General features: G+C 70.4%; 16 protein-coding genes and 2 tRNA genes. 6 read left to right on the forward strand and 12 right to left on the reverse strand.

Going from position 1 to position 18,348, the window contains the following annotated elements:
* Nucleotides 1-8: 8 nt before the first annotated feature.
* A complete protein-coding gene (locus BGO45_RS02270; protein ID WP_292690566.1) occupies nt 9-998 on the reverse strand; it encodes a TerC family protein in 990 nt (329 codons plus the stop codon).
* Nucleotides 999-1,153: 155 nt separating this feature from the next.
* On the opposite strand from BGO45_RS02270, the gene BGO45_RS02275 reads away from it, so the two are divergent.
* Both BGO45_RS02275 and BGO45_RS02280 read left to right on the forward strand, forming a co-directional pair.
* Nucleotides 1,154-1,708 carry an RNA polymerase sigma factor gene (locus BGO45_RS02275; protein ID WP_076490240.1) on the forward strand — a complete coding sequence of 185 codons (555 nt, stop codon included), beginning with the start codon at nt 1,154-1,156 and terminating at the stop codon, nt 1,706-1,708.
* Entirely contained in the window at nt 1,705-2,817 is a 1,113-nt protein-coding gene (locus BGO45_RS02280) for a DUF4349 domain-containing protein (protein WP_292690569.1), read from the forward strand. The genes BGO45_RS02275 and BGO45_RS02280 overlap by 4 nt, the downstream gene beginning before the upstream one ends.
* Before the next feature lie 125 nt (nt 2,818-2,942).
* Here BGO45_RS02280 and BGO45_RS02285 read toward each other — a convergent pair.
* Nucleotides 2,943-3,018: transfer RNA gene (locus BGO45_RS02285), tRNA-Glu, on the reverse strand.
* Nucleotides 3,019-3,235: 217 nt separating this feature from the next.
* Here BGO45_RS02285 and BGO45_RS02290 point away from each other — a divergent pair.
* Nucleotides 3,236-3,874 (forward strand): MBL fold metallo-hydrolase, encoded by a 639-nt coding sequence (locus BGO45_RS02290; protein ID WP_076490238.1) that lies wholly within the window; start codon nt 3,236-3,238, stop codon nt 3,872-3,874.
* A 176-nt stretch (nt 3,875-4,050) separates the two neighbouring features.
* On the opposite strand, the gene BGO45_RS02295 is transcribed toward BGO45_RS02290, so the two are convergent.
* The 7 genes from BGO45_RS02295 to BGO45_RS02325 form a co-directional block, all read right to left on the reverse strand.
* Entirely contained in the window at nt 4,051-4,320 is a 270-nt protein-coding gene (locus BGO45_RS02295; protein ID WP_076490237.1) for an HPr family phosphocarrier protein, read from the reverse strand.
* A 27-nt stretch (nt 4,321-4,347) separates the two neighbouring features.
* Nucleotides 4,348-6,399: a fructose-specific PTS transporter subunit EIIC gene (locus BGO45_RS02300; RefSeq protein ID WP_292690573.1), complete on the reverse strand. Its 2,052-nt coding sequence runs from the start codon at nt 6,397-6,399 to the stop codon at nt 4,348-4,350.
* Nucleotides 6,400-6,419: 20 nt separating this feature from the next.
* Nucleotides 6,420-7,385, reverse strand: coding sequence for a 1-phosphofructokinase (gene pfkB, locus BGO45_RS02305; RefSeq protein WP_292690575.1), 966 nt, complete (start codon nt 7,383-7,385; stop codon nt 6,420-6,422).
* On the reverse strand, nt 7,382-8,167 hold the full coding sequence (locus tag BGO45_RS02310) for a DeoR/GlpR family DNA-binding transcription regulator (RefSeq protein ID WP_292690577.1): 786 nt from the start codon (nt 8,165-8,167) through the stop codon (nt 7,382-7,384). Before BGO45_RS02310 ends, pfkB begins: the two co-directional genes overlap by 4 nt.
* A 125-nt stretch (nt 8,168-8,292) precedes the next feature.
* Nucleotides 8,293-9,459 (reverse strand): ABC transporter substrate-binding protein, encoded by a 1,167-nt coding sequence (locus BGO45_RS02315; protein WP_292690579.1) that lies wholly within the window; start codon nt 9,457-9,459, stop codon nt 8,293-8,295.
* Between the two features lie 26 nt (nt 9,460-9,485).
* Nucleotides 9,486-10,112, reverse strand: coding sequence for a flavin reductase family protein (locus BGO45_RS02320; protein WP_292690581.1), 627 nt, complete (start codon nt 10,110-10,112; stop codon nt 9,486-9,488).
* Nucleotides 10,105-11,193: an urea carboxylase-associated family protein gene (locus BGO45_RS02325; RefSeq protein WP_292690583.1), complete on the reverse strand. Its 1,089-nt coding sequence runs from the start codon at nt 11,191-11,193 to the stop codon at nt 10,105-10,107. Before BGO45_RS02325 ends, BGO45_RS02320 begins: the two co-directional genes overlap by 8 nt.
* Nucleotides 11,194-11,332: 139 nt before the next feature.
* On the opposite strand from BGO45_RS02325, the gene BGO45_RS02330 reads away from it, so the two are divergent.
* Complete coding sequence (locus BGO45_RS02330) at nt 11,333-12,034, forward strand: GntR family transcriptional regulator (RefSeq protein ID WP_292690585.1); 702 nt, start codon at nt 11,333-11,335, stop codon at nt 12,032-12,034.
* An 8-nt stretch (nt 12,035-12,042) separates the two neighbouring features.
* Here BGO45_RS02330 and BGO45_RS02335 read toward each other — a convergent pair whose 3' ends face one another.
* Entirely contained in the window at nt 12,043-12,462 is a 420-nt protein-coding gene (locus tag BGO45_RS02335) for a hypothetical protein (protein WP_292690587.1), read from the reverse strand.
* A 149-nt stretch (nt 12,463-12,611) separates the two neighbouring features.
* Here BGO45_RS02335 and BGO45_RS02340 point away from each other — a divergent pair, with 149 nt between their 5' ends.
* Nucleotides 12,612-14,936: a transglutaminase domain-containing protein gene (locus tag BGO45_RS02340; protein WP_292690589.1), complete on the forward strand. Its 2,325-nt coding sequence runs from the start codon at nt 12,612-12,614 to the stop codon at nt 14,934-14,936.
* A 115-nt stretch (nt 14,937-15,051) separates the two neighbouring features.
* Nucleotides 15,052-17,343: a molybdopterin-dependent oxidoreductase gene (locus BGO45_RS02345; protein ID WP_292690591.1), complete on the forward strand. Its 2,292-nt coding sequence runs from the start codon at nt 15,052-15,054 to the stop codon at nt 17,341-17,343.
* A gap of 15 nt (nt 17,344-17,358) precedes the next feature.
* Here BGO45_RS02345 and BGO45_RS02350 read toward each other — a convergent pair whose 3' ends face one another.
* Together BGO45_RS02350 and BGO45_RS02355 are read right to left on the reverse strand one after the other, a co-directional pair.
* Nucleotides 17,359-18,045 (reverse strand): hypothetical protein, encoded by a 687-nt coding sequence (locus tag BGO45_RS02350; protein ID WP_292690593.1) that lies wholly within the window; start codon nt 18,043-18,045, stop codon nt 17,359-17,361.
* A gap of 115 nt (nt 18,046-18,160) precedes the next feature.
* A tRNA-Gln gene (locus BGO45_RS02355) sits at nt 18,161-18,232 on the reverse strand.
* Nucleotides 18,233-18,348: the final 116 nt, after the last annotated feature.

Genomic DNA, 18,348 nt, shown 5'->3' on the forward strand with positions numbered 1-18,348 from the left:
GGGGCGGGTCAGTCCTTCGCGGCGGTCTTCGCCGGAATCGTCAGGCTGGCGACGGTCGCCACGACCATCGACAGCACGATCACGGCGAGCGACACCCACGTCGAGATCTCCGGCGCCCACTCGACCGGCTCGCCGCCGTTGAGGAACGGCAGCTCGTTCACGTGCAGCGCGTGCAGGATCAGCTTCACGCCGATGAACGCCAGGATGAACGCGATTCCGTAGTGCAGGAACCGCAGTCGCTCCAGCAGATCGCCGAGCAGGAAGTACAGCTGCCGCAGTCCCATCAGCGCGAACAGGTTCGCCGTGAAGACGATGAACGGGCTCTGCGTGATGCCGAAGATCGCCGGGATGGAGTCGATCGCGAACAGCAGGTCGGTCACACCGATCGCGGCGAACACGATGATCATCGGCGTGAACACGCGCTTTCCGTCGATGCGCGTCACGACCTTCTTCCCGTCGTACGCGTCGCTGATGGGGAGCACGCGACGCAGCATCCGGACGATCAGATTCTCTTTCTGGGCGTCGTCGTCGTGGTCGTCGCCCGGGAACGCCTGACGGATCGCGGTGTAGATGAGGAACGCGCCGAACAGGTAGAAGATCGGGCTGAAGTTCTCGATGATCGTCGCGCCGACGAGGATGAACGCACCGCGCAGCACGAGCGCGATGATGATCCCCACCATCAGCACCTCCTGCTGATAGCGGCGCGGAACCGCGAACTGACCCATGATCAGGACGAAGACGAAGAGGTTGTCGATCGACAGGCTGTATTCCGTGAGCCAACCGGCCACGAACTGCCCCGCGACCTCTCCCCCGGCCACGATCGCCAGCACCCCGGCGAACGCCAACGCCAGCACGACGTAGAACACGACCCACAGCGTCGATTCCTTCGGCGAGGGGATGTGGGGCCGGGCCAGGATGATGAGCAGATCCGCGGCGAGGATCAGGACGAGCACCACGAGGGTGACCGTCTGGAACACCGGGTCCAGCTGCAGCTCCATCAAAGGCCTTTCGTTCGGGGGAAACGCTGAAGTCTACCGACCGCCTCGTCGGCTCGGCATCCCGTCCGGAACCGGGTATGAGACGATCACGCGCCGGCGGACACCTCTGAGTGAGAGAGTGCTCGCACGGGCGCCCACACGAGGGAACGGATGCCATGACCGACGACGTGATCGACGACAGGGCGCTCGTCGCGCGCGCCGCCGGCGGGTCGGAGGACGCCTTCCGCTCGCTGTACCGCGCGTACGTGCGACCCGTGTACTGGATCGCGTTCGGGCTCGTCCACGACGAGAGCGACGCGGAGGACGTCGTGCAGGAGACGTTCGTCGTCGCCTGGCGGAAGATCCCGAAGCTGCGACTCGAGGGCGCGTCCCTGCTGCCGTGGCTCGCCACCGTCTGTCGACTCCAGGCGCAGAACCGGCTCCGGTCGCGGCGTCGGCACGGAGAGACGGCGGAACTGGACGAACGCATCCCCGCCCTCGTCGACGTCGAGAACCAGGTGGTCGAGGCCGAGACGGTCGGGGCCATCCTCGCCGCCGTCGACGGACTCGGCGATCTCGACCGCGAGATCTTCCGCTTGTGCGCGGCCGAGGGCTACGGCTACCAGGCCGCCGCCGAGACGCTCGGCGTCTCGCACGGGACGGTGCGCAACCGCCTCTCCCGCATCCGTTCCCGGGTGCGCGCCACCGCGATGGAGACGGAGACCTCATGACCACCCCCAGCCTTCCCCCCCTGCGCGCCGATCGCGTGGATGCCATCGAGGCCACCGTCTTCGCGCGGATCGCCGACGAGCGCGCCGCGCGCCGCCGCCGCCGACGGGGCGTGTGGACAGGTGTCGGCGCCGCGGCCGCCGTGGTCGTGGTCGCGGCCGTGGTCGGACCCGCGCTCACCACCTCCACCGGCACGTCGGGCTCGTCGATCTCGGGGGCGAGCCGGTCCGACGGCGGTGTGACCGAGCAGTTCGCCCCCGGATCCGAGGCGGGCGGCGCAGCCGACCCCGGCCAGGGTGCCGTGGACGGGTCGCGCGACTTCAGTGCGCCGGTCGCCCCCGGAGGCGTCACCGGTGACTCATCGAGCGGGGTGGCGGCGTCATCGGGCACCGCGGCCGATGCGGGTCGCGACATCGTCGCCACCGGTTCCGTCACCGTGGAGGTCGACGACGTGCGCGCGGCCCTCCAGCAGATCACGGATGCCGCCGGCTCGGCCGGCGGGTACGTCGAGTCCTCGCAGGTCGGGGGCGGGTACGGCGTGGTGCCTCTCGACGGGACAGCGGCACAGCCGGACGTCTCGTCCGGTTGGATCACCCTGCGGGTACCGGCCGACGCCCTGACCTCGGTCATGGACGGGCTCTCCGCGGTCGGCGAGGTCAGTGCGACGAGCGTCAACCGCTCCGACGTCACCGAGCAGACGGTCGACCTGCGTGCCCGCGTCGCCGCCGGCGAGGCGTCCGTTGCCCGCCTGACCGAACTCATGGCTCAGGCCGGGTCGGTGGCCGACCTCATCGCCGCCGAGTCCGCGCTGTCGGAGCGGCAGGCGCAACTCGACTCCGACCGGGCCGTGCTCACCTCGATCGAGTCGCAGGTGGCGATGTCGTCGCTGAGCGTGCAGGTGAACACGCGTTCGGTGACGGTGACCGCCGATCCGGCCGGCTTCGGCGACGGCCTGGTCGCCGGGTGGAACGGACTCATCGCGACGCTGAACGGGGTGGTGATCGGCCTGGGCTTCCTGCTCCCCTGGATCGCCGTCGCGGGCGTCGCGGTGCTGATCGTGTGGGGTGTCCGGCGCATCGTGCGGAAGCGTCGGGGGTCGCACGAAGCGTAGGCGCACGGCCCCGACTCCGCGGAGGGTCGGGGCCTCCGGGCGGTGGGTGCCCATCCGCTCCTCGTCCAGCCACGGCACCGGAACATGAGAAAAGCCCCGACCCTTCGGTCGAGGCTTTTCTCTGTTGGTGACCCCAGCGGGATTCGAACCCGCGTTACCGCCGTGAGAGGGCGGCGTACTAGGCCGCTATACGATGGGGCCGCGTCGCAACCGTTCAAGTATGCACTACGGATGCCGCGCACGACAAATCGGGCCGCGAATGACTCGCAGCCCGGGCGTGTCCCGCCCACCGTACCGTGCCGACCGCCGCGAGGGAAGCGCGAATACCCGGCCGACGCAGGACGTTCCCCCTGTGGCATCCCGATGACTCGCCGTCCAGCGCTTGCAGGGTCCCCCACCGCGGAGTTGACTCCCACACATGCAGGTCACCAAACGCGAACACGCCGCCCTCGTCCTCAGCGAGGCGGGACACACACTCGTCATCGACCCCGGCGTCTTCACCTCGCCGCTCGAGGAACTGACCGGGCTCGTCGGGGTCGTCATCACCCACGAACACGCGGACCACTGGACGCCCGAGCACCTGACACGGCTCCAGAAGGCCCACCCGGGTGTACCGGTCTACGGTCCCGAGGGCGTACGGAAAGCGGCGGCGGGATTCGACATCATCGCGGTCCATCCCGGGGACACGCTCGATCTCGGGCCGTTCCACCTGGAGTTCTTCGGTGGCACCCACGCGGTGATCCACGAATCGATCCCCGTCGTCGACAACGTGGGCGTGCTCGTCAACGATGCGTTCTTCTATCCCGGGGACTCATACACGGTGCCGCGCGGAGCGCACGTCGCCCTGCTCGCCGCACCCGTCGGGGCTCCGTGGCTGAAGATCTCGGAGGCGATCGACTACGTCCTCGCGGTCAAGCCCGCGCGCGCGTTCGCCACGCACGACATGACCCTGTCCGTCGCGGGCAAGCAGATGGGCGATGCGCGCCTGACCTGGGCGGTCGAGCAGAACGGCGGTTCCTTCGTCGACCTGGCACCCGGCGATTCGACCGAGGTCTGACTCCCGCACACAGACGAGAACACCGGATGCCACGACCCGTCGGGCCGTGGCATCCGGTGTTCTGTGTTCCGTCCCCCGCGATCAACGCGATCCGCGCCGAGACACGGTCTGTCGTCACGTTTCCCGTTGTGGATCGCGTTTATCGGTGAGAGGGAGCGGAGCGGAGCAGGACGTGCCTACTGCGCGTCGAGATCGGTCTCCAGGAGCGCGACGAGCTCGTCGAGCGCCTGCTCGGCGCCCTCCCCCTCGGCCTTGAGCGTCACGACCGTGCCGTGACCGGCCCCCAGGCCCATCAGCGAAAGGATGCTGCCGGCGTTGAGGTCGGGTCCGCCCTCGGCCGCGATGGTGACGGGCACCTTCTTCTCCTGCACGGCCTGCACGAAGAGCTTCGCGGGACGGGCGTGGAGGCCGGAGCTGCTGGCGATGGTCGCCTGACGTTCTGCCATGGTGATTCCTTTCGAACCGATGGGGCCTTAGGCCGCGACCGTGACCGCGGGAGCGGACTCGGAGACGGGGGCTTCTTCCTTGCGGGCACCGCCGACACGCTTGAGTGCGACGACGAGCAGCGCCGAAACGACCGTACCCACGATGATCGCGAGGGGGAAACCCCACACCGGATTGATCGCGAAGAGCACGAAGATTCCGCCGTGCGGGGCGTAGGACTGCACCCCGATCAGCATGCTCAGTCCACCGGTGATCGCGCCGCCGACCATCGAGGCCGGGATGACGCGCAGCGGGTCGGCCGCGGCGAACGGGATCGCGCCCTCGGAGATGAACGATGCGCCCAGCAGCCAGGCCGCGGCGCCGTTCTCCCGCTCGACCGGGGTGAAGCGTCCGCGGGCGAGGACCGTGGAGGCCAGCGCCATCGCGAGCGGCGGAACCATGCCCGCGGCCATGACCGCCGCCATGATGAGGTACGGCGCCGTGTTGGTCTGCGTCGCGGCGGCGAGGCCGGTCGTGGCGAAGACGTAGGCGACCTTGTTGACCGGACCGCCGAGGTCGAAGCACATCATGAGACCGAGGATCACGCCGAGCAGAACGGCGCCGGCACCGCTCGCGGCGAGCGACGTCAGCCCCTCGGTCAGGGCGGCCATGAGCGCGGCGATCGGACGGCCGAGGAACAGGATCATCAGGCCCGAGGCGAAGATCGAGCCGAGGAACGGGACGATCACCACCGGCATGAGTCCCCGCAGCCAGCGCGGGGCGTCGAAACGTCCGAGCCACCAGGCGATGAAGCCCGCGAGCAGACCGCCGATGATGCCGCCGATGAAGCCGGCGTTCATCAGGACCGCCACGGCACCGGCGACGAAGCCCGGCGCGATGCCCGGGCGGTCGGCGATCGCGTACGCGATGAAGCCCGCCAGCACGGCGACGATGAAGCCCATCGAGGTCGCACCGATCATGAAGGCGACCGACCCGAGGTACTGTCCGATCGGCCCCAGGGGCGACGTGATGCCCTCGGTGGGCAGGTCCCAGAGCGAGTTCTGGATGATGACGTTGGCCGCGTTCTTGGTGACCTCGTAGCCGCCGAGCAGGAAGCCCAGCGCGATCAGGAGGCCGCCGCCGGCGACGAACGGGATCATGTAGCTCACGCCGGTCAGCAGCCAGCGCTGGATGCGGCGGCCCACCGACTGCGGGACCGCGGGTGCGGCGGCCGAGGCGCCGGCGGCCGCACCGGCGACGCGTGCGGCATTCGGGTTGTCGACCGCGGCGACCGCCTCGGCGATGAGCTGCTTCGGCTGCTCGATGCCGCGCTTGACGCCGGCGCGCACGACCGGCTTGCCCGCGAAGCGCTGGGGCTCGCGCACGTCCACGTCGACGGCGAAGATCACGGCGTCGGCGTCGTCGATGACGCTCTGCGGCAGGGCCTTGTAGCCGCTGGAGCCCTGCGGCTCGACGATGAGCTCGACACCGTCGGTCTCGGCGCCGGCTGCCGTGAGGGCGTCCGCCGCCATGAACGTGTGGGCGATGCCCGTGGCGCAGGCGGTCACGGCGACGATCTTGGTGGTCTTGGTGGCCGTGGCGGCACGGTTCTCGGCGCGCGTGGCCGCGGGAGCGGCAGGCGCCTCGGGCGCCGGGGTGATGGCATCCGTGATGATCCGAACCGCGTCCGACGGCGTCGCCGCGGCGCGGAGACCACCGGTGAACTCGGGCTTCATGAGGCTCCGGGCGAGCTGCGACAGCACCGCGAGGTGCGCCTCGTCGGCGCCCGCGGGCGCGGCGATGAGGAACACGACGTCGGCGGGACCGTCGGGGGCGCCGAAGTCGACGCCCGGCGTCAGTCGGGCGAACGCGAGGGTCGGCTCGGTGACGGAGGCGCTGCGGGCGTGCGGGATGCCGATGCCCCCGGGGAGGCCGGTCTCGTCCTTCTGCTCGCGGGCCCACGCATCGTCGAAGAGTTCCTGCGCGCTGGTCGCGCGGCCCTGCGCGACGACACGCTCGGCCAGAGCACGGATGACCGACTGCTTGTCGGCCCCCAGGGGCGCGTCGAGGCTGACGAGCTCCGGTGTGATGATGTCGGACATTGTTCGGTGACCTTTCGTGGTCAGGATGTTGCGGTGGGGGTGGAGAAAACGGTCACGGCGATCGGCCCCGCGGGCAGATCGGCCGGTGTCGGGGCCTGTGTCCCCGGGAGGGTCGCCGCAGCCGCGCCGTAGGCGATGCTGCGGGCGAGGCGTTCGGGGGCCGTGGCCCCGTCGAGGTCGGCGAGCAGGTAGCCGGCGAGCGAGCTGTCGCCCGCCCCGACCGTGCTCGCGACCTGGATCTTCGGCGCGCGACCGCGCCACGCGCCGTCGCCGTCGAACAGCAGTGCGCCGTCGGCACCGAGGGTGACGAGAGCGGATGCCACCCGGCCGGGGACGAGGGCAGCGGCGCGCCGCGCGGCTTCGAGCAGGACGTCGGCGTCGGCCGTGGCATCCTCGCCGACGAGCTCGGCCAGCTCTTCGTGGTTCGGCTTGATCACGTCGGGCCGTGCGGACTCGACGACGGCCGCGAGAGCCGCCCCGGACGCGTCGACCGCGATGCGCGGAGCCGTGTCGCCCCACCGATCGCGCACGGCGGCGATGAGGTCCGCGTAGAAGGTCGTGGGCACGCCCGGCGGCAACGATCCGGCGAGGACGAGCCATGTGGCGTTCTCCGCGGCGGCGACGACACCCTCGGTGAGCGCGGCCGCCTCCGACGGCGAGAGCTCCGCACCGGGCAGGTTGAGCTTGGTCGTCTCGCCCTGCGGGTCGGTGATCGTGAGGTTCGCGCGCACCCGCCCCTCGACCGCGACGATGTCGAGATCGACGCCGGCGTCGTCCAGGAGCAGGCGATACGGGTCGTGCGCGTTGACGGGGACGACGGCACGGGTGGGCGCCCCGGCGGCGGACACGACGCGGGAGACGTTGACGCCCTTGCCGCCCGCGTCCTCACGCGAGGACGCGGCGCGCTGCACCTCGCCCGGCACGAGGGGGCCGGGCAGCTCGACCGCGCGGTCGGCCGACGGGTTGGCGGTGACGGTGACGATCATGCGACGCGCACCTCCGCATCGGCGTCGGCCAGGGCGTCCGCGAGCGGTTCGGGCGGTGTCCCGTCGGTGACGAGCACGTCGATCTCGTCGAGGCGCGCGAAGCGCACGAGCAGCTCCTCCCCGAACTTGGCGGTGTCGGCGACGACCACCACCCGTCGCGCGGCTCGGATGATCGCCGTCTTCACGGCCGCTTCCTCGGGATCGGGCGTGCTGAGACCGAATCCGGCACTGAGCCCGTTGGTGCCGACGAAGGCGATGTCGGGGCGGAGCTCGCCGATCGAGCGCACCGTGTGCGCCCCGACGGCGGCGGCGGTGACCCCGCGGACCTTGCCGCCGATCACGGTGAGCGAGACACGGTCGTCGCCCGCGAGCAGGTGGGCCGCTTCGAGGGAGTGCGTGACGATCTCGACCTCGCCCGAGCTGTCGCCGAGGACGAGCGGGAGTTCTGCGGCCACGGCCGCGGGGGTGGTCCCGGCGTCGATGAAGATCGAGCCGCGGAACCCGGGAGTGAGCAGACGCGCCGCCGCGGCACCGATGGCGCGCTTGGCGTCACCCTGGCGGAGGCGGCGTTCGGACAGCGAGACCTCGGTGGTGCTCGCACGGTCCGTACCGACGGCGCCGCCGTGGACGCGACGCAGGGCGCCGGTCTGCTCGAGACGGTCGAGGTCGCGACGAACGGTCTCTGTGGTGACGTCGAAACGGCGGGCGAGGTCGACGACGCTGACGCGTCCGATCTCGCGCAGTTCGCGCTCGATGAGCTGCTGGCGCTCCATTGCGTACACGGGATCCCCTTCGAAGATTCCCACACAGTACAACACGCACCCACATGAAGCAACACATTCGGGCAGGCGAAAACACAGACCGCGGTACGACCGAAGTCGCACCGCGGTCTGCGCGGAGCCGTGACTCAGGGAAGAGCGATGGCGGGATCGAGGAACCGATTGGTCGCCAGTTGCTCCGGCGTCAGCCCCGCCGGCACCGTCACGCCCTTCTCGGTCAGGATCGGGGTCACGATCGACTGCACGCGGGCCACCCGCGCCTCGTCGAAGGAGCCGAAGGTCCCGTCCGCCCCGTTGGCGGCGAGGCCGAGCGCCCGCTGCTGCGCGGTGGAGTTCTCGGCCTCCGCGGCCGGGTAGACCCAGCCGTTGTCGTACTGCTCCACCGCCGACACGATCAGTGCGTTGGTCGCGGCGGGGTCGGCGAAGTAGTCCACGCTCGCCTGCTGGACGACCGGGACGAGCTTCGAGAGGCAGTCCGCCTGCGTGTCGATGTCGGCGCTGCGCGCAGCCAGCGCCACCGCGTAGATCGGGTACCCCGTGTCGGCGACGAGCTGGTAGTCGAGAGCGCGACCCCACTCGGGGATCGCGTTCTCGTACACCCAGGGCTCGACCGTCGCGAAACCCTGCTGCGCGGCGGTTCCGTCGGCGGCGATGAAGGCGGCGGGCGTACCGTCGTACGACCCGTCGAGCTGGTCGGTGCGCAGGAGTCCCGAGCCGGTGAGGTAGTCCATGTACGTCGTGCCGTCGAAGTACCGGACCGTGGCATCCGTCTTGGCGAGGTCGGCGATGGAGTGCACGTCGGGGTAGGTCTTCGGGTCCCACATGATCGCCCACGGCGCCTTCTCGAAGGTCGACATCACCGCGGTCGTCGGGAGGGTGTCGGATGCCGCGATGGCGTCGTCGGTGTTCACCCAGCCGAGCAGGATGTCGGGGTCTGTGTACATCTGGGCCGGGACTCCCGAGAAGCCGATCGCGGGTCCGCCCGCGCGGATCTCGACGTTCACCCCGGTCCACTCCCCCTGGGACATGAGCGGCCCGGACACGCTCTTCTTCCCCGCGTCGATCCGGGCATCCGGGCCGAGAAGGGTGAACAGTCCGCCTTGCTCGGCCTGCGGGTTCCAGTCGGTCTGGATGACGACGGTCGCCGGGCAGACGCCGGACAGGTCGGTCGCTCCGATGGCGAGACCGGGAGCCGCCGCGGGAGCCGCGGCCCCGCCGGACGCGCAACCGGTCAGCGCGGCGGCCACGGCGGCGCCGACGGCGACAGCGGACAGGGGGCGTGAGAGTCGGGTCATGGTGTTCTCCTGTGGTCGGGTGGAGCTCAGAGGGAATCGATGTCGGTCGTGGGATCGCCGGTCAGGGTGAAGCGTTCGCGGGTGGTCGTGTAGAAGCTCGCCCCGAACCGAGCGACCGGGGCGTAATCGGTGAGCCGCACGCGCATCCGCGCGCGGTCGACGAGACCGGGGCGCGTGCGCAGGCGCTGGACGCGACCGAAGTAGATCTCGCGGCTCGGGATGTCCATGCGCGAGAACAGCACGCATTCGAGCGCGACGGGTGCCTCGGCGATCACGGGCGGACGGACGGATGCCGCGGGCACCGTGACGATCGCGCGGTGTGCGAGCTCGTCGATCTCGGGGGGATGCCGCACGCTCGTGGCATCCATCGCCTCCACCAGGGGCCGGTCGACGAGGTGGACGACGAACTCGCCGGTCGCGTCGATGTTCACCGCGGTGTCCTTGCGGGCGCCGCCGGGCAGGCGGTCGATGCTCACCATGACGAGCGGGGGGTCTTCCCCGACCATGGCGAACATCGAGAAGGGCGCGGCGTTGGGCACTCCGTCCGGGCCGAGCGTCGTCACCCAGGCGATGGGCCGCGGCACGATGAGCGAGGCCATCAGCTTGTACCGCTCGTACGGCGTCAGGGCGTCGAAGTCCTCGACGTCATGCATGGCTCTGCACCCACCAGCTGAGGACGATGTCACGCAGCGCGGCCTCGTCGTCGTCGCCGTATAGGTCGCGACGCGCGTGGGCGTGGAGCAGCGCGGTGTCCGCTTCGCCGAGCTCGATCGGGAGGCGGTCGACCGTGACCGGCGTGCGGGCGAAACGGGGCTCGTACGCGGCGTCCCTCTGCAGACTCCGTTCCGCACGGATCTCCGGCTGAGCGAAGTCCGCGGGCGTGCGCTGCGCGCGGTGCACCTGCAGCGGCGGCACGCGGTCGAGGTCGGACTCGGCGGCGTCGAACACGGTGACGTCGAGCGGCCGCAGCGAGTAGTTGCTCGTGCGGAAGATGTCGTTGCCGCAGACGTTCGGCACGGCGAGGACGTCCATGACGGCGAGCATCTCGACGAAGGCGGTCGCCGGCGTGTGCTGGTGGACCACCTCGATCGACCCGTCCACGTTGACGCGCGTGGCCATGAAGAGGTTGAACGAATCGTGCACGTCGTCGGGGGTCAGTCCGTACTCGCGCTGCGCCTCGGCCTGCATGTCGGCGCAGTTGGTGTGCTCGGCGAAGCCGAACATGGACTCGTACATCGCGGCACTGCAGCGCGGGAAGAGGGTGTCGTTCAGGCCCGCCGCATCGGAGAGGAGGAACATCATCGCCCGCTCCCGCGGAGGCGCCGACCACAGGAACGACCCCTCCCCCGGATGGATGCCGTGCAGCGTGCGCGTGCGACCGACGTGCATCGCCTCGCGATAGTCGTGCAGAGAGAAGACGTTCAGGTCGGCGCACTGATCGCCGTCGACCTGGGCCACGCGGAGGATCTGCCCGGCACGCACCTCGAACGCCTTGCCCGTTCCGGGCAGGAGCCGGTGCTCGGCTCGCACGACCCGCTCGGGCCCCGGCGTGAAGGCGATGTCGTCTCGCCAAGCGCGCACGACGCTCGCTGATCCCGGCAGTGATCGACGTGTCACCCCGCCCGCCGTCTCCCGAAGCGCGAGACTCACCAGGTCCGCCACCGTGCCCGCCTCACCGGCGAGGACGGATCGGTCGAGCAGCTCTCGCTGTTGGGCCGTCAAGGTCAGGTTCATGGGTCGCGCCTTTCTGTATACAGATACTGTTCTAGCTCGTATACAGGTCGCGGCGATTTCAGCCATGAGTCACGCACGTTTCGGCGGTGCCTACGCCGTAAGACGGGGTACAAAGACAGTCTTCGTATACAGTTTCGGCATGGTCGCGAGCACAGACGGCAGCAACGGGACACCCGCAGATCGCGCGGAGCGCGCGTACGCATCCGTCCGCGCGGCGGTGATCGAGGGCGCGCTCACGCCCGGAACGAAGCTGGGCGAAGAGGCCCTCGCCGCGCACTACGGCGTCAGTCGCACGCTGGTGCGCACCGTGCTCACACGCCTGGTGAACGACGGGCTCGTCGAGTCCCCGCACGGGCGATCGGCCGAGGTGGCGCAGCCCACCATCGAGGAGGCGCGGGACGCGTTCGTGGTGCGGCGCGCGCTCGAGCGCGAGGCCGTGCTGCGCGTCGCGGAGCGGTGGGACGACGGCATCCACGAGCGGCTCCGGGCTCACGCCCGCGCAGAGCGGGAGGCGTGGACGGAGCGCCGCAGCGCGGCATCCGCGCGGCTGGGCGGCGAGTTCCACATCCTGCTGGCCCGCGAGAGCGGGAACGCGCTCCTCCAGCGCTACATGTCGGAGGTGGTCTCACGGACCGCCCTGATCCTCACCATCTACGGGCGCGACATCGAACAGGGCGCCTCGATCGCCGAGCACGACGAACTCATCGCCCTCCTCGCCGCCGGCGACGGCGCCGCGGCTGCCGATCACGTCGCAGCGCACCTCGACGGCGTGGAGACGAAGGCGCTGCGCGCCGAGACGCCCGCGGGCGATCCGCTGCTGTCGGTGCTCGCGCGCTATTGACGGTCGCCTCAGGGCGCGACGACCGCGATCGTGAACGCGCGCACCGTGCCGTCCGGCGCCGTCAAGGTCGCCGCGGTCGTCCCGATCTTGCGCGCGATGAAGCCGGGCCGGAAGGTCGCTCCCTCATCGGAACCACCGGCGGAGAACTCGGCGATCGTCACGTCGGCGGTGGTTCCGTGCCACTGGTCCTCGGTGCCGTCGTCGACCGCGATGACGAGCGCGGTGCCGATGACCACGGCGACATCGGTGCCCTCGAGCTGACCGGGCGACACGATCGTGGGAGGAAGCGCCTGGGACCCGCCGTCGGGGCCCGCGCTCGCTGCCGCCGTCGGAGCCGCGGGGACGGCGGGCTCGGCGGGGGCCGTGCAGCCACTCGTGAGCAGTGCGACGGTGACGAGGACGATGACGACGGATGACGATCGGGTCACGCCAGACCTTCTCTCGGGACGGAGCGGGAATCGGATGCTATCGCGGCACGCCGCACATACACGATGTGGCGCGTCCGGCGCGCGCCTTTGCCACTCCGTCCCGCATCGGGAACCATCGGAGATTCAGACCTGGGGGGAAGGCCGAACGCATGTCCGATGAGCCGAACAACACGCCGGAGGGCTGGTACGCCGACCCCTGGGACCCGCGCCAGCTGAGGTATTGGGACGGCACGACGTGGACGGGGCACGTGCACCCGGCATCCACGGGCATATCCGTGCCAGCCGGCGTCACCTCCGCAGAAGCGTCCCTACCGACGTCTGCCGATGCAACGGCGATCCCCGCATCCGGCGAGCCCACACCGCGGCGCCGACGTCGGGGGCTCACAGCGGGACTCCTCGTCGGCGGCATCGCCGTCGTCACCGTCCTCGCGGTCGTCGCCGCCTTCGTCATCGTTCCCGCGGTGACCGGATCCAACGAACGCGTGTATGCCGACCGCTCGACGCTGTACGACTTCACCGAACCGCAACTGGGTCTGCCGCGCGACCACGAGTTCGAGTTCGACGCCGACTACGACTTCGACGCGGCCAACGCCGCCCACGAGGCGGAGAACCCCACCCCCGACCCCGACCGACGCCCCGAGGCGGATGCCCCGGACTGGGCGATCGAGGTGTACTACGACGCGGCGTTGACGAGGCCGGCCGAGTTCCGTGCCTACCAGGCCGATCCGGGCGGGAAGGTTCTGGTCAGCGGCGACGAATCGGGGAGAGCCTCCGCCGGGGCCGGGGATCGCCAGATCCAGGAGAGGGACGGTGATCTCGCCTTTCCGTGGGGCTTGCACGAGGAGTACTTCCTCGTGCGTCACCTCGAGAAGGACGGCACTCCGCGGGCGAAGCCGCTGGTCACCCGGTTCACCGTCGAGTCGACGCTCGCGACCCCCGACGTCACCTTCGGCTCCGGCGCCGAAGCCGGCAGCCTCACCATGTCGTGGGCGCCCGTCGACGGTGCCACCAGCTACCTGATCGTGACCAATGAGGTCGAGCGCGACGGGCAGGCCATCCAGAAGCTCGTGGCCGAAGTCAGAGAGACCGAGTGGTCGTCCGCGGGCCAGACCGAGAACAATCAATCGAATCGGGCCTCCTTCGTCACGGCCCAGAACCTGGGGCTCGAGGGCTTCAACTACCGCGCCCTCACGCAGGACCAGGTCGACGGCGGAGACACGCTCGACTCCGAGGAGGCCGCGCGCGTCGCGCAGTCGCTCGGCTCGGACATCGGGGTCATCGCGACCGACGGGACGCGCTACTCGTCCTATCAGGCGAACGATCTCGAACAGGTGGCGGGATGGATGCCGCTGGAGGTCGCCTTCAACGCCGCTTCCGCGCTCAAGAACTGGGGGTCAAGCGGGTTCATCGAGGGCATCGAGAACGTGCAGAAAGTCCTCCCGGTCACCTCGGTCGACGGGCGGACGCGGAGCACCGTCGCCTTCCTGGACGAGAATGCCGTGCTCGACTACGGCAACCGCTGGGTCATCGCCTTGCGCGGCCGGAACACGCTGTTGGGCGAATGGATCCCGATCACCAAGAACTCCACGCCCGACCCGGCCGCGGCCATCGCCCAGTTCAACGCTGCGGCACTCGCGGCCGCGCCGCCGACCGGGCAGCCGCGGTTCGAGTCGTTCGAGGTACCCGAGGACAGCGCTGACACCCCTGTCTCGGAGACACCCGACCTCGGCTACCCCGTCTACGGGAGCACCGAGTTCACGCGCTATCTCGGGGCGCATCTCATCGCGCAGACCAAGGTGATCGACATCTCGGCCTACGTCGACCAGCCCGGCGCGCCGGATCCGTACGACGCCGTCTACGAAGCGCGGTACCAGAACCCGTACGCGTTCAACATGAACTACGTCGGACTCCGCAACGGCGGGAAGTCGCTGCTGGTCACGTATTCGTTGCCCACCGACCAGGTGCGCACCCTGCAGGCGGAGATGAAGTCCAAGGTGGACAGCGTCGTCGGCGAGGTGACGAACGACGCGATGAGTCCCCGGGACAAGGTCGCCGCACTCAATGACTGGCTGATCTCCCACGCCGAATACGACGACGAGGCGTTCGCCGCCCTGCAGTCCTATGAGTTCGACGGGATACCCCCCGGATACGAGTCGGCGTGGAACGCCACCGGCACGCTCCTCGACGGCACCGGTGTCTGCGCGAGCTACGCCTACGCGTTCTCCGCCCTCGCCAACGCCGCGGGAGTGGAGACGGTCGTCGTGGCCGGCGACGTCCTCTCCGGCGGCCCGCACGCGTGGAACAAGGTGCGTGTCGACGACCAGTGGCTCGCGGTCGACACGACGTGGAACGACGGCGGCGATCCGACTCGATACCTCATGATCCGCGATTCCGACTTCACCGACGACTCCGCGAGGACGCAGTCCGAGTACTGGATGATCGATTCCGCCATCCCGGCGTACGCGACGCCCTGATCGCGTCCCCGTCCGAAGACGCCCCGCCGACCCGCGCGGGGCGTCTTCGGCGGTACATTGACGCCGTGTTGCGCACCCGGCGGCCTGACGGCGTGACGTGGACCACGATGGACGGGTGACGCGAACGCAGGAGAGCAGCACGCACTGGGGCACCTTCCAGGTCGAGATCTCGGACGACGGCCGCGAGGTCGTCGAGACGCGGCCCCACTCCGACGATCCGGACGCCGCCCCCGCCATCGCCGCGGTCGCGGAGGGTCTGCGCCATCCGTCTCGTGTCACCCGTCCCGCGATTCGCCGCCGCTGGCTCGAACGGGGCCCGGGTCCCGACCCGCTCCGCGGAACCCCCGACGACGAATACCTGGAGGTCGGGTGGGACGAAGCCCTCGACCTGCTCGCGCGCGAACTCGATCGGGTGCGCACCGTCCACGACAACCGCGGCATCTTCGGGGGCTCGTACGGATGGGGCAGCGCGGGGCGGTTCCACCACGCGCAGAGCCAGCTCCACCGGTTCCTCACCTCCATCGGCGGGTACACCCGGTCGATCAACGACTACAGTCGCGGCGCGAGTCTCGTGCTGCTCCCCCACCTCATCGGGCCGCGAGGGATGCGCGAACTACGCAACCGTCCGCCGTCGTGGAGGCACATCGCCGAGCACACCGACCTCATGATCGCGTTCGGCGGACTTCGCCGGTCCAACACCTGGGTGGTGCCGGGCGGCCACGACCGTCACGTGGGGACGCGCCTGGCGGGCGAGGCGGCCGCGTCGACGCGCATCGTCTCGGTGTCGTCCCAGCGGGACGACACCCTGGCCGAGTGGGATGCCGAGTGGGTCGGCATCCGGCCCGGAACCGACACGGCGGTGCTCCTGGCCCTCACCCACACGCTGGTGACGGAGGGGCTCGCCGACGAGGCGTTCCTCGCCACGCACACGGTCGGCGCCGACCGGGTCCGCGCCTACCTCCGTGGTGAGCCCGACGGCGTGGCGAAGACGCCGGAGTGGGCGGAAGCCGTGAGCGGGGTCCCGGCCGCGACGATCCGCGACCTCGCGCGCCGCGCGGCGGCCGGGCGGGCGCTGGTGAACGTGACCTATTCGCTGCAGCGTGCCGAACACGGAGAACAGGCGATCTTCGCGGCGGTGACGTTCGCCGCGTTCCTCGGACAGATCGGTCTTCCCGGCGGCGGCTTCACCCACGGCTACGGCTCGATGGGCGACTACGGAGTCGGCGTCGTGCCGGTCCCGCTGCCGACGTTCCCGCAGGGGCGGAACCCCGTCACGGACTTCATCCCCTGCGCCCGCATCAGCGACCTCCTCCTCCACGGGGGCGAGACGATTCCGTACGACGGGGGCACCCTGGAGCTGCCCGACATCCGACTCGTGTACTGGGCGGGCGGGAACCCGTTCCACCATCACCAGGATCTCCGGCGTCTGACCCGAGCCGTCGCCACGGTGGACACGCTCGTGGTGAACGAGTTCCACTGGACCCCGACGGCCCGTCACGCCGACATCGTGCTCCCCGCCGCGACCGGCCTCGAACGCGACGACCTCGCGGCCGGGGCGGGCGACACGCGCCTGCGCACGATGCCGCGCGCCGTCGCCACGGTGGGCGAGGCCCGCGAGGAGTTCTGGATCTACGACCAGCTGGCCCGGCGGTTGGATGCCGACTTCGCGGAGGGCCGCGACAGCCGGGCGTGGCTGGAGAAGATCTACGAGGACTGGCGCGAAAGACCGGACACGCCGGACGCGCCCCCGTTCGACGAGTTCTGGCGGAACGGCGGAACACCGCTCCCCCAGCACCACTACCGGGACGACGCGTTCACCGACTACCGTGCGGATCCCGTCGCACATCCCCTGGACACGCCCAGCGGTCGCATCGAGCTGTTCTCCACCACCCTCGACGCCTTCGGACTCGCCGACACCGCCGGACACGCGGTCTGGATCGACCCCGCCGAACCGCCCGGCTCCCCCTACGACCTGAAGCTGCTGTGCACCCAGCCCTCGCGCCGTCTGCACAGCCAGCTGGACATGGCCGCGCCCAGCCGCTCGACCAAGGTCGCCGACCGCGAACCGGTCCGACTGCACCCCTCCGACGCGGCCGCGCGCGGGCTGACCGACGGCGACGTCGCGCTGGTCCGCAGCGCGCAGGGCAGCCTGCTCGCGGGCGTCGTGACCACCGACGCGCTGCTGCCCGGAGTCGCGCAGATGCACACGGGAGCCTGGTACGACCCCAGCGCCCCGGAGATCGCCGACTGCGTGAACGGCAACGTCAACGTCCTGACGAAGGACGTCGGCACGTCGCAACTCACCCAGGCGTCGAGCGGCGCGCGGGTGGCCGTGAGCATCGCGCGGTACGACGGGGAGCTGCCGCCCGTCCGGGCGTACGAGGGGCCGCGGCTGGCGGCGCGCTGAGCGCGGGTCGGTGGATCAGCGTGTCAGCGTGTACACGAGCTGGAGCGATCCCCCGTCGGTGACGTTCACGGCGGCGGTGATGGTCAGCCCACCGGATGCCACGGCGGGGAGGCTCACCGTCGACGCCACGCCCTCATCGCGCGCCGCGGCGCCGACCTGGTCGCCGAACGTCGCGAGATCGGCATCCGACCAGCCCCACGCGCTCGCGCGCGCCCGGAGTTCCGTGGAGATCGCCGACCAGACGCTGCTGGACGCGGGCTCGACCGCGACGCCCGTGATGCCGTCCTGCCCGGTCGTGATGTCGAAGTGCGACACTCCACCGAAGGTGATGTCCTCGCCGCTCGGGCGGATGTCCAGAGCGAGCGGGACGAGCGTGTCGATCGCGGTGGTACCGGCGACGGGAAGACCGAGCTCGGTCGCGGCGGTTCCCGAAGCGAGGTCCACGGTCGCCCGCCCCTGCCGGTTGAAGTAGTCCTGACCCGCCTGATCGAAGCGGGACTGGCCGTCGGGCAGCTGCTGGTCCGCGGCGGCGACCGGCGACTCCTCGGTCCACCACGAGTTGTTCATGGCGTAGGCCCCCACGCCGATCGCCACGCAGATGACCGCGGCGATGGACAGCGTGATCCACGTGAGCAGCCGGTTCTTCCGCGCGGCGCGCGCGCTCGGCGAGTCGGTCCGTGGCCGGATGTCGGTGGAAGTCATGCTTCCTGCCTACCAAAGGTCGGGAGGAGGCTCCAGGGGCTCCCCGTGCGCCGGCGGAGAAGCAAGAAACCCCGGCTGTCCGCGGGAATGCGGCCTGACCGGGGCTTTCGTCTTGCTGGGGTACCTGGACTCGAACCAAGAACAACGGAACCAGAAACCGCCGTGTTGCCAATTACACCATACCCCAAGGCGCTGAACCGAAGTTCGTGCCGAGGATCAAGCTTACGTGACGTGGGGCCGTGCGCCAAACCGGCGCCCGCCCGCGCGCGTCGCGCGGCGCCGCACACCCGCTTCGGCGTCCAG

It is taken from the genome of Microbacterium sp. 71-36, from assembly GCF_001898305.1.
GTDB lineage: Bacteria > Actinomycetota > Actinomycetes > Actinomycetales > Microbacteriaceae > Microbacterium.

What these genes read in the sequence shown, in the direction of transcription:
- BGO45_RS02270 (WP_292690566.1), bottom strand. Translation starts at nt 998, where the DNA reads ATGGAGCTGCAGCTGGACCCGGTGTTCCAGACGGTCACCCTCGTGGTG.
- BGO45_RS02330 (WP_292690585.1), top strand. Translation starts at nt 11,333, where the DNA reads ATGGTCGCGAGCACAGACGGCAGCAACGGGACACCCGCAGATCGCGCG.
- BGO45_RS02295 (WP_076490237.1), bottom strand. Translation starts at nt 4,320, where the DNA reads ATGGCAGAACGTCAGGCGACCATCGCCAGCAGCTCCGGCCTCCACGCC.
- BGO45_RS02275 (WP_076490240.1), top strand. Translation starts at nt 1,154, where the DNA reads ATGACCGACGACGTGATCGACGACAGGGCGCTCGTCGCGCGCGCCGCC.
- BGO45_RS02320 (WP_292690581.1), bottom strand. Translation starts at nt 10,112, where the DNA reads ATGCATGACGTCGAGGACTTCGACGCCCTGACGCCGTACGAGCGGTAC.
- BGO45_RS02300 (WP_292690573.1), bottom strand. Translation starts at nt 6,399, where the DNA reads ATGTCCGACATCATCACACCGGAGCTCGTCAGCCTCGACGCGCCCCTG.
- pfkB (WP_292690575.1), bottom strand. Translation starts at nt 7,385, where the DNA reads ATGATCGTCACCGTCACCGCCAACCCGTCGGCCGACCGCGCGGTCGAG.
- BGO45_RS02350 (WP_292690593.1), bottom strand. Translation starts at nt 18,045, where the DNA reads ATGACTTCCACCGACATCCGGCCACGGACCGACTCGCCGAGCGCGCGC.
- BGO45_RS02340 (WP_292690589.1), top strand. Translation starts at nt 12,612, where the DNA reads ATGTCCGATGAGCCGAACAACACGCCGGAGGGCTGGTACGCCGACCCC.
- BGO45_RS02280 (WP_292690569.1), top strand. Translation starts at nt 1,705, where the DNA reads ATGACCACCCCCAGCCTTCCCCCCCTGCGCGCCGATCGCGTGGATGCC.
- BGO45_RS02325 (WP_292690583.1), bottom strand. Translation starts at nt 11,193, where the DNA reads ATGAACCTGACCTTGACGGCCCAACAGCGAGAGCTGCTCGACCGATCC.
- BGO45_RS02315 (WP_292690579.1), bottom strand. Translation starts at nt 9,459, where the DNA reads ATGACCCGACTCTCACGCCCCCTGTCCGCTGTCGCCGTCGGCGCCGCC.
- BGO45_RS02290 (WP_076490238.1), top strand. Translation starts at nt 3,236, where the DNA reads ATGCAGGTCACCAAACGCGAACACGCCGCCCTCGTCCTCAGCGAGGCG.